A 7,548-nucleotide genomic window follows, 5' to 3' on the forward strand; every position below is an offset into this window, starting at 1 on the left:
CCCATCAATGCATAATGAGGCTAATATTCTAGTGGTGGCATATGAAATCATTGGGGAAAACAACAGCAACACTATTGTTAGAACCATTCAATATGACATTCCCAGCTTTTAATACGCATTGGCCAACAGGTTGAGCATGCTTATTGGTTAAACCTGTTGGTGTAAAATATTGGGTGGCACTAATGGTATAAGGCAGTGGAGAACAAATTAATTTTCCTATAGTTTTGGGACTGCTTCCTCCTTGTAAAATAATGGATTTGCTAATCCCATCATCATTCGTTACGTTAAACGCCACACTTTGATCAAATTGAACAGGGGGAGTGGAAACAGCCACTTGAACTTCGCATGAATCATCTTTGGCAAAACCATATGGTGAAAGTGCCAATGATACTACGGATAGTGTTGTAACTAAAAATTTATTAAACATAATACCCTCATTCTATGAATACTGTTTCTAATATTAAGAAACACTAATATACGATCCTTACTTAAAAGCAGATTTAGGGTATCTTCATTCGATTTGTAATGCAAATCAGTCATCATCAATACATTAATATTAGCTCTCTGAAAATGCACAATGCTGATTTTGTCGATGGCGAGCATTGAACATTAGCCATTTATAATGAGAACCATCAACGACTAGCTCTAACAGTGTTTCCTACACACCTCAAGCTCGTCGCCATCGACAAAGTCAGCATTGTGTATTTTTCCAGTCACCAAAATCTGGAGGCAAATCTCGCCATGGCGCACCTGTGCACAATATCCAGAACACTGCATTAATAAATAATTTATTATCTGATGCTTGGCGACCAACGCTACCCGAACCTCCTGGTAAATGGGGTGATAAAAGCTCCCATAATTTATATGATATATCGTAACGTCATGTGCCTACATTACTTACCATATGTTTTGTTTATGTTGGTAATATAACAACTTTTATAATCTAACATGAGAAAAAATAAAGTAGCTGAATTATTGTCGTTAACTTAGTATTATATATATGTCATTGACAAGAAAGTTAAATTAGATTGTAGTAATGTAATGTTACCGAGCAACAAAAGGAGTTGTCGATGGATAAAATGATAGCGATTGTAACTGGGGGAACAGGTGGTATTGGTTCTGCAATTAGTCAGCGTTTAGCTAATAGTTATCAAGTTGTGGCATGCTACTATAAAGATGGAAGGCATGAAGAAGCAAAAAAATGGCAAGATGAGCAAAAACAACTTGGTTATGACATTGATATCGTATATGGAGATATAGCTCAATACAGTGATTGCGAAAAAATCACATCCCTAGTGATGGAGCGTTATGGCCGTATAGATGTTTTGGTTAATAATGCAGGCATTACTAGAGATTGCAGCTTAAGAAAAATGACATCTCAACAATGGCAACAGGTTTTAGATGCCAACTTGACCAGTGTATTCAATATGACACGCAATGTAGTTCCAGTGATGTTGGAAAGAGGTTATGGCCGCATAGTCAGCATTTCCTCCATCAATGGAAGAAAAGGGCAATTTGGCCAATGCAACTATGCCTCAACCAAGGCCGCTTTATTTGGTTTTACCAAGAGTCTGGCATTAGAAGTAGCAAGTAAAGGTATTACCGTGAACACGGTATCACCGGGATATATTGAAACTCCTATGCTGGCTGCATTGAAAGAAGAAGTGCTTAATTCAATCATATCCAGTATTCCCATAGGTCGATTGGGATACCCAAAAGAAATCGCGGATGCCGTTGCATTTTTAGCATCACCAGATAGCGGATTTATTACGGGGGCAAATCTGGACGTCAATGGTGGCCAATATATGTAGTTGGAGTTTGATTCAACAGCTAAGAATTTCAAGAGGTTTTGTGAACATAATATATAATGTTCACAAGGCATCTTGGGATTTTGAAAGGATGGCTACGCTCCCTGCTAACAATGAATAAAATATAAGCTCCAATTTGAAATCATCGATTGGGGATAGGAAAAAACTAATAGAGAAATTCATGCTGAATAATAATGTGGTATTAATTACTGGTGGTACTGGGGATATTGGTACGGCAGTTGCTAAACAACTGGATTCAACTTTTAAACATGTCATTGCTTTGGATTTGGTTTCTTATGATGAAGGAAAAGCATGGCTTCATGACTTGAAGACCCAAGGCTATCAAAATATTAATTTTAGGCATATGGATGTCACTGATTATGAGCAATGTGCTGAAGTAATAGGCTTAATTATTGAAGAGTTTGGCGGTATTGATGTACTGATTAATAATGCTGGAATTACTCGAGATGCAGTATTTACCAAAATGACCAAAAGGCAATGGGATGAGGTGTTACGTGTCAATCTTGATGGGATGTTTAATGTGACCAAACAAGTAGTAGAGAGTATGAAAGCTCAGGAGTCAGGTCGAATAGTGAATGTGTCTTCAGTTAATGCTCAGAAAGGGCAATTTTCCCAAGCAAATTATGCTGCTTCAAAGGCCGGTGTATATGGTTTTACCAAAAGTCTTGCTCAGGAACTAATGATTAAAAATATTACAGTAAACAGTATTTCCCCTGGTTATGTTAATACTCGCCTGATGAAAGGTATTAGACCGGACATTCTGGATGGGATAATTAATTTGATACCCGCAAAAAGATTGGCAGAGCCTCAAGAAATTGCTTGGGCTATTGAATTTCTGATTAGTGAAAAAAGTCGTTATATCACTGGAGCAAATCTTAGTGTGAATGGTGGCTTGCATATGTATTAATTCTTAACTTTGAAAGAATTTATAAAAGCAGTGCGTAAAATTTATTCTTGGGCTTAAAGAAACAAACTATACCAATTTTGCACGTTATTTTATAATTATATTTCTATGATTGATACTTGAGAAAATAATGACTCGACTCATAAAAAAATACAAAAATCGAAGACTGTATGATACTGAAATTAGTCAATATATTACTGTTGAGCAACTACAAAAATATGTGGTGGATGGTATTGATTTCAAAATAGAAGATTCAGAGACAGGCAAGGATTTAACTAATTCGGTTCTGTTGCAAATCATAGTGGAAATGGAGGCGGGTCCAACGCAATTTTTGTCTTCTGAAATTTTACGTCAAATCATTTCATTAGCCAATCATCCCATGCATGTTTCCTTTAAGGAAATGATGGAACAAATGTTTCATGCTATGGACAAGCCTTTACAAAGTAATCCTTACCAGCAAGCAACTGAAGTTTGGAATAAGCAAATGCAACAAATGATGCACCAATGGCAAAAAATGTTTAAAGTTTAAAAATTCCTCCTTAATTTTTTATAGTTCATATAATAATGTTTCGCTTTACGAGTTTTACTGATGACTCGGGAAATACAACCCACATTAAATATTCATGAATGCAATCCTGCTTTTGTGCACTGCAAAAAATAATTAGATAAGATATTGACAAATAATAAAGATAAGGTCTATTATTATATTGTGCAATGCAACAAACGGAGAATGTTATGACCCAATACAATTTTGAAAGATGGAGTGAAATGGCAAAAAAAATACAAGAGCCTTTCCAAGCCATAGCTGAACTAAATGTTAAAACTCTGCAAGGGTTAAGTTATTTAAAGCCTGATGAACTGGCTCAAGTTAAAAAACCTGAAGAAATGTTGGAAAAACAAATTAATTTGGCAGTGGAAAATGGGCACAAGGCTTTGGATTATATGCAAAAATCATTTCAAATTATTGAAAAAGCCATGTTAAGTTTTGTGCAAGAAGCTAAAAAAACAACTGCTGAAGTAAAGAAATAATTCCTTTAAAAGGCTTATTTGGTAAAAATAAGCCTTTATATATTTTCATACCGTTGGGTATGTTTCCAGGCACCAAGTACTAGGTAATAGGTAGTAAGTGAGGCAATTAAAATTTTTCATTAAGATAGACGAGTAACGCGCTAATAAAAGCATCGGTCATTTCATAAAACAAATGATGGTTATACTGGATAAGCATTCAAAATTATAGGTTACCAATTTTATAATCTATCGAATATCAAAAAGCTGACATCCACTAGAGACAGGTTTTGCAGGCAATACAACCTGAATGTTAATCCCTTTTATAGTCGGACTACCGCGCGCCTTATCCAGGTAATCAATTAAAGAGACATCAACGACCTTACCGTATTGAGAAGAGGCTTGCCGGAAAAATAGTTCGTTATTAATCCAAATAGCAAAGCCTAAATGCGAAATATCCAATTCTGTTCCTATTTGTTGGCGCAAGTCCCAATTAGGTCTAATGATTTCGATAATAGCCCCGTTAGGAATTTGCGAAAACAAATGAAGGTTAGGTTTATTCTCTGAAAATAAGGCAGTGAACGGAATATAAGGAACATTAGAAAGTGAAGTTTCCAGCTTTTTACCTTTGGTTTTTAGTTCTACCAGACGTTTTTCCTGTTCATTTTTATCTTGTTTTTGCAATCGAATGGTATCAATCGTTTTATGATCGTACCATTGAGGTTTATTGATTAATGCATTAGCAACTAGAGCAACAGGTTGTTTTTTTTCATTTCTGATGGAGAGGGTAATGTCTTTAAGTAAACCTCTCTTCTGGTTATAGTTATTCCAGTCTATAGAAGTAAAATGATTTCTGTTGATATAAGATCTTTTCCCATTTTTATAGCGAGTATGTTTTAAACACTCCTGGAATGATTCCAGAGAGTTAGCCAATGCTAAAGAAAGTACTGTATTGACATAAGTATCACAATCAAAGCCATCAACTCGATATCTGGGAAATTGGTCATAGCGAGCGTCCGGGCCTTCGCCCAAAGAGCCAAGGATATATTTTGTTCCTTTAAAGTATGCGCTGATCTGGTCAATTCTATCTGCCATAGAAGTGTTCGGCATGGTATTGAGTGTGTGATATAGTTTCCTAATTGAAGAGTTCGCCTGTTCTTCAATAGCAGCTGAGTTAGTAGTAATCGAAGGGGTGGATTGGATTAAACCCGTATCAGCATGTTCCTTAATATTGGTTGATTGGCTGCTATAACTGGAAATGCTGGTAATAAAAAAAGCGAAATACATTAAGTATCTTTTTGGAGTGGGAATAGGTTTCATAAGTCCTGTTTGGTATTTTAAATCTAATTTTGGTTACATATTAACCTTTTTCAGAGGTTGGAGGCAATAATGCTCAATCTAATATGGTTAGGAATGATACTGGTTTCAGTGGTTGTTGGGATTATTGAGGGGCGTATTGACGACGTAGTGCGGGCGGTGACCGATTCTGCCAAACTTGGATTTGAGCTGGCACTTGGTTTAGCTGGAATAATGACCCTCTGGTTAGGAATAATGTCTGTTGCTACAGAATCAGGCTTGGTTTCCATTTTAGGTAAAATACTCAAACCAGTGTTAAAACGATTATTTCCCGATATACCTGTTGAGCATCCTGCAATGGGAGCAATGGTAATGAATATTGCTGCGAATATGTTGGGCCTTGCTAATGCTGCGACCCCTTTTGGATTACAGGCAATGAAAGAATTGCAGAGTCTTAATCAGAATTTGAAAGTTGCTACGAATTCGATGTGCACTTTTTTGGCAATAAACACGTCCAGCGTTCAATTAATTCCTGCAACCGCCATCGCATTTCTTGCTGCAAATGGGAGCACAAACCCAAGTAGCGTGATCTTTACTTCTTTGATTGCAACAACTGTTTCTACTTTGGTAGCTATTGTTGCAGTAAAACAATTAGCTAAATTACCGCGATTTAAAATTGAAAGGACAGATAGCTTATGAATGAATTCGCTAATCATTTATCCAATTGGATGTTTTTGACTTTCATCGTTGGTATCCCTTTGTATGGTGCAATTAAAAAGATAAATGTATTTGATGCTTTCATAATTGGCGCAAAACAAGGTTTTGATGTGAGCGTAAAGCTCATACCTTATTTAGTTGCAATGATGGTTGCCATCGGTATGTTAAGAGCCTCAGGATTTTTTTCCTTAATGAGTCAGATCTTATCTCCAGTGTTGGCTATGATAGGAATGCCTTCCGAATTATTACCTTTAGCTCTTATCAGGCCTTTCTCTGGAAGTGCCTCAACAGGAGTTATGGCAGAATTGATTCATAAATACGGGGGTGATTCATTCATCGCAAAAACTGCAGCAACAATGATGGGAAGCACAGAAACTACTTTTTATGTGATTGCAGTTTATTTTGGCTCAGTAGGTATCAGAAGAACAAGACATGCTATTCCTGCGGGATTATTGGCAGATTTAGCCGGAATCATTGCTTCAGTATTAATTTGTCGTTATTTGTTTACTTGATATGAAACAAAATTATATCCCTATTATTTAGAGCCTATCAGCCTTATAAAGAGGCATTTGCTCTTATTTAGGAGAGTGAGTTTAAGTATTGTAATTTTATTGGACAGGGTTTGATGTACATAAAATTCCCCATGTGTGTTTTATCCAACATCAATTTTCTTTTTCCCTTTACTTGCCAGTTGAGCTTGTTCAAAAAGCTTTAGTCGGGCTAAAAGTGTACTGACTTTTGCTTTGAATGCTGCCATTTCTCTTGCTGGAACTGGTGCTGCAGTAGGCAGGCTTATTGTAGTTGGGTTTCTTGGTTGATTATTGACATGAAGCTCATAATGGCAATGAGGCCCGGTCGCCAGACCAGTTTGACCTACATAGCCAATAACTTGGCCTCGTTTCACTTTACTGCCTTTTGATAGGCCTTTCTGAAATTTGAGCAAATGCCCATAAACTGTACTGTATGTTTTATCATGTTTAATCTTAATCATATTGCCATATCCGTTATGCCTATCGATGATGGTAATAATACCATCTCCAGTAGCATGTATCGGAGTTCCAATCGGCGCTGCCAAATCAATGCCTTTGTGTGCTCTCCTGTAATGAAGAATCGGGTGGTATCTGGATAAAGCAAAAGTCGAGCTTATATGGCTAAATTTAATTGGATAGCGAGTGAAGGCTTTCTTAAAGCTGTTACCTTGCGGAGTAAAATAGTCTTGTTCACCATGAGTGTTAGTATGGCGTATTGCTTGATAGGTTTTTCCACGATTAGTATAAGTTACTACTAGAATGTCTCCGACTCCTACCATTTTATCTTCAATATAATAAGCGTCATAAATTATCGAGAATTGATCTCCCGAGCGCAGAGATCTTGAAAAATCAATTTCTTTGTTAAAGATAGTAGTCATTTGACGTATTAATTTTGAGGGGATATTAAAACGTTGGGCTGTTGTGTACAAAGAACCTTGAACTGTTGCAGTCACATACCGGTTTTGCGTGGTTGTTTTTTTTGAGTCAATTTTTGTTTTGTATATTTTCCCTGCGCGATAAACTGTCAGTGTCTGAATAGCATTTACAGGAACAATTAACTTTTCCAATTTATTTTTTTTAATTAAAAATTGTAATTTCTGGTTTGGTTTGATTCTTGTTAGCATCTTGGCATGCGGGTTGTTTTTTATCACGGCATTTAAGTTTTGTGCGGTTAGTCCTAACCTATGGAAAATAGTCGCCATGGAATCTCCGGAATGAGGATTGACTATTTGCCATTCATTATCTTTTTTAACGTGGTTTTTATTGA

Annotated in this window: 9 protein-coding genes and 1 pseudogene (1 of these 10 running past the window's edge); 6 read left to right on the plus strand and 4 right to left on the minus strand. The window is 36.5% G+C overall.

Annotation, left to right across the window (positions count from 1 at the left end):
- Positions 1-28: 28 nt before the first annotated feature.
- Together OQJ02_RS02815 and OQJ02_RS15450 are read right to left on the minus strand one after the other, a co-directional pair.
- Entirely contained in the window at positions 29-427 is a 399-nt protein-coding gene (locus tag OQJ02_RS02815; RefSeq protein WP_265717780.1) for a hypothetical protein, read from the minus strand.
- Positions 428-592: 165 nt separating this feature from the next.
- Positions 593-871: pseudogene (locus OQJ02_RS15450) on the minus strand (transposase); the annotation flags it as partial.
- Between the two features lie 199 nt (positions 872-1,070).
- On the opposite strand from OQJ02_RS15450, the gene phbB (OQJ02_RS02825) reads away from it, so the two are divergent.
- The 4 genes from phbB (OQJ02_RS02825) (at position 1,071) to OQJ02_RS02840 (ending at position 3,762) form a co-directional block, all read left to right on the plus strand.
- Positions 1,071-1,811, plus strand: coding sequence for an acetoacetyl-CoA reductase (gene phbB / locus OQJ02_RS02825; RefSeq protein WP_265717781.1), 741 nt, complete (start codon positions 1,071-1,073; stop codon positions 1,809-1,811).
- A gap of 178 nt (positions 1,812-1,989) precedes the next feature.
- Positions 1,990-2,736, plus strand: a complete 747-nt coding sequence (gene phbB, locus OQJ02_RS02830) for an acetoacetyl-CoA reductase (RefSeq protein WP_265717782.1) — start codon at positions 1,990-1,992, stop codon at positions 2,734-2,736.
- A 127-nt stretch (positions 2,737-2,863) separates the two neighbouring features.
- Positions 2,864-3,262: a polyhydroxyalkanoate synthesis regulator DNA-binding domain-containing protein gene (locus tag OQJ02_RS02835; protein WP_265717783.1), complete on the plus strand. Its 399-nt coding sequence runs from the start codon at positions 2,864-2,866 to the stop codon at positions 3,260-3,262.
- Positions 3,263-3,468: 206 nt separating this feature from the next.
- Complete coding sequence (locus OQJ02_RS02840) at positions 3,469-3,762, plus strand: phasin family protein (RefSeq protein WP_014843422.1); 294 nt, start codon at positions 3,469-3,471, stop codon at positions 3,760-3,762.
- 225 nt (positions 3,763-3,987) lie between these two features.
- Here OQJ02_RS02840 and OQJ02_RS02845 read toward each other — a convergent pair whose 3' ends face one another.
- Complete coding sequence (locus OQJ02_RS02845) at positions 3,988-5,058, minus strand: N-acetylmuramoyl-L-alanine amidase-like domain-containing protein (RefSeq protein WP_265717784.1); 1,071 nt, start codon at positions 5,056-5,058, stop codon at positions 3,988-3,990.
- A 69-nt stretch (positions 5,059-5,127) separates the two neighbouring features.
- Between OQJ02_RS02845 and OQJ02_RS02850 the strand changes: the two genes are divergently transcribed.
- Positions 5,128-5,733: a nucleoside recognition domain-containing protein gene (locus tag OQJ02_RS02850; RefSeq protein WP_027223625.1), complete on the plus strand. Its 606-nt coding sequence runs from the start codon at positions 5,128-5,130 to the stop codon at positions 5,731-5,733.
- On the plus strand, positions 5,730-6,263 hold the full coding sequence (locus OQJ02_RS02855) for a spore maturation protein (protein WP_265717785.1): 534 nt from the start codon (positions 5,730-5,732) through the stop codon (positions 6,261-6,263). The genes OQJ02_RS02850 and OQJ02_RS02855 overlap by 4 nt, the downstream gene beginning before the upstream one ends.
- A gap of 140 nt (positions 6,264-6,403) precedes the next feature.
- On the opposite strand, the gene OQJ02_RS02860 is transcribed toward OQJ02_RS02855, so the two are convergent.
- Positions 6,404-7,548 carry the 3' portion of a peptidoglycan DD-metalloendopeptidase family protein gene (locus OQJ02_RS02860; RefSeq protein ID WP_265717786.1) on the minus strand. 289 nt of this gene lie beyond the right edge of the window, so 1,145 of the gene's 1,434 nt are visible here — the last part of the coding sequence; its start codon lies beyond the right edge, outside the window — the gene reads right to left on this strand; the stop codon is at positions 6,404-6,406.

The organism is Legionella sp. PATHC032, assembly GCF_026191185.1.
In the GTDB taxonomy this organism is placed as follows: Bacteria; Pseudomonadota; Gammaproteobacteria; order Legionellales; family Legionellaceae; genus Legionella.

Excerpts from the sequence above, each read along its gene's own strand:
- OQJ02_RS02815 (WP_265717780.1), bottom strand. The coding sequence starts at position 427 with ATGTTTAATAAATTTTTAGTTACAACACTATCCGTAGTATCATTGGCA.
- phbB (WP_265717781.1), top strand. The coding sequence starts at position 1,071 with ATGGATAAAATGATAGCGATTGTAACTGGGGGAACAGGTGGTATTGGT.
- phbB (WP_265717782.1), top strand. The coding sequence starts at position 1,990 with ATGCTGAATAATAATGTGGTATTAATTACTGGTGGTACTGGGGATATT.
- OQJ02_RS02835 (WP_265717783.1), top strand. The coding sequence starts at position 2,864 with ATGACTCGACTCATAAAAAAATACAAAAATCGAAGACTGTATGATACT.
- OQJ02_RS02840 (WP_014843422.1), top strand. The coding sequence starts at position 3,469 with ATGACCCAATACAATTTTGAAAGATGGAGTGAAATGGCAAAAAAAATA.
- OQJ02_RS02845 (WP_265717784.1), bottom strand. The coding sequence starts at position 5,058 with ATGAAACCTATTCCCACTCCAAAAAGATACTTAATGTATTTCGCTTTT.
- OQJ02_RS02850 (WP_027223625.1), top strand. The coding sequence starts at position 5,128 with ATGCTCAATCTAATATGGTTAGGAATGATACTGGTTTCAGTGGTTGTT.
- OQJ02_RS02855 (WP_265717785.1), top strand. The coding sequence starts at position 5,730 with ATGAATGAATTCGCTAATCATTTATCCAATTGGATGTTTTTGACTTTC.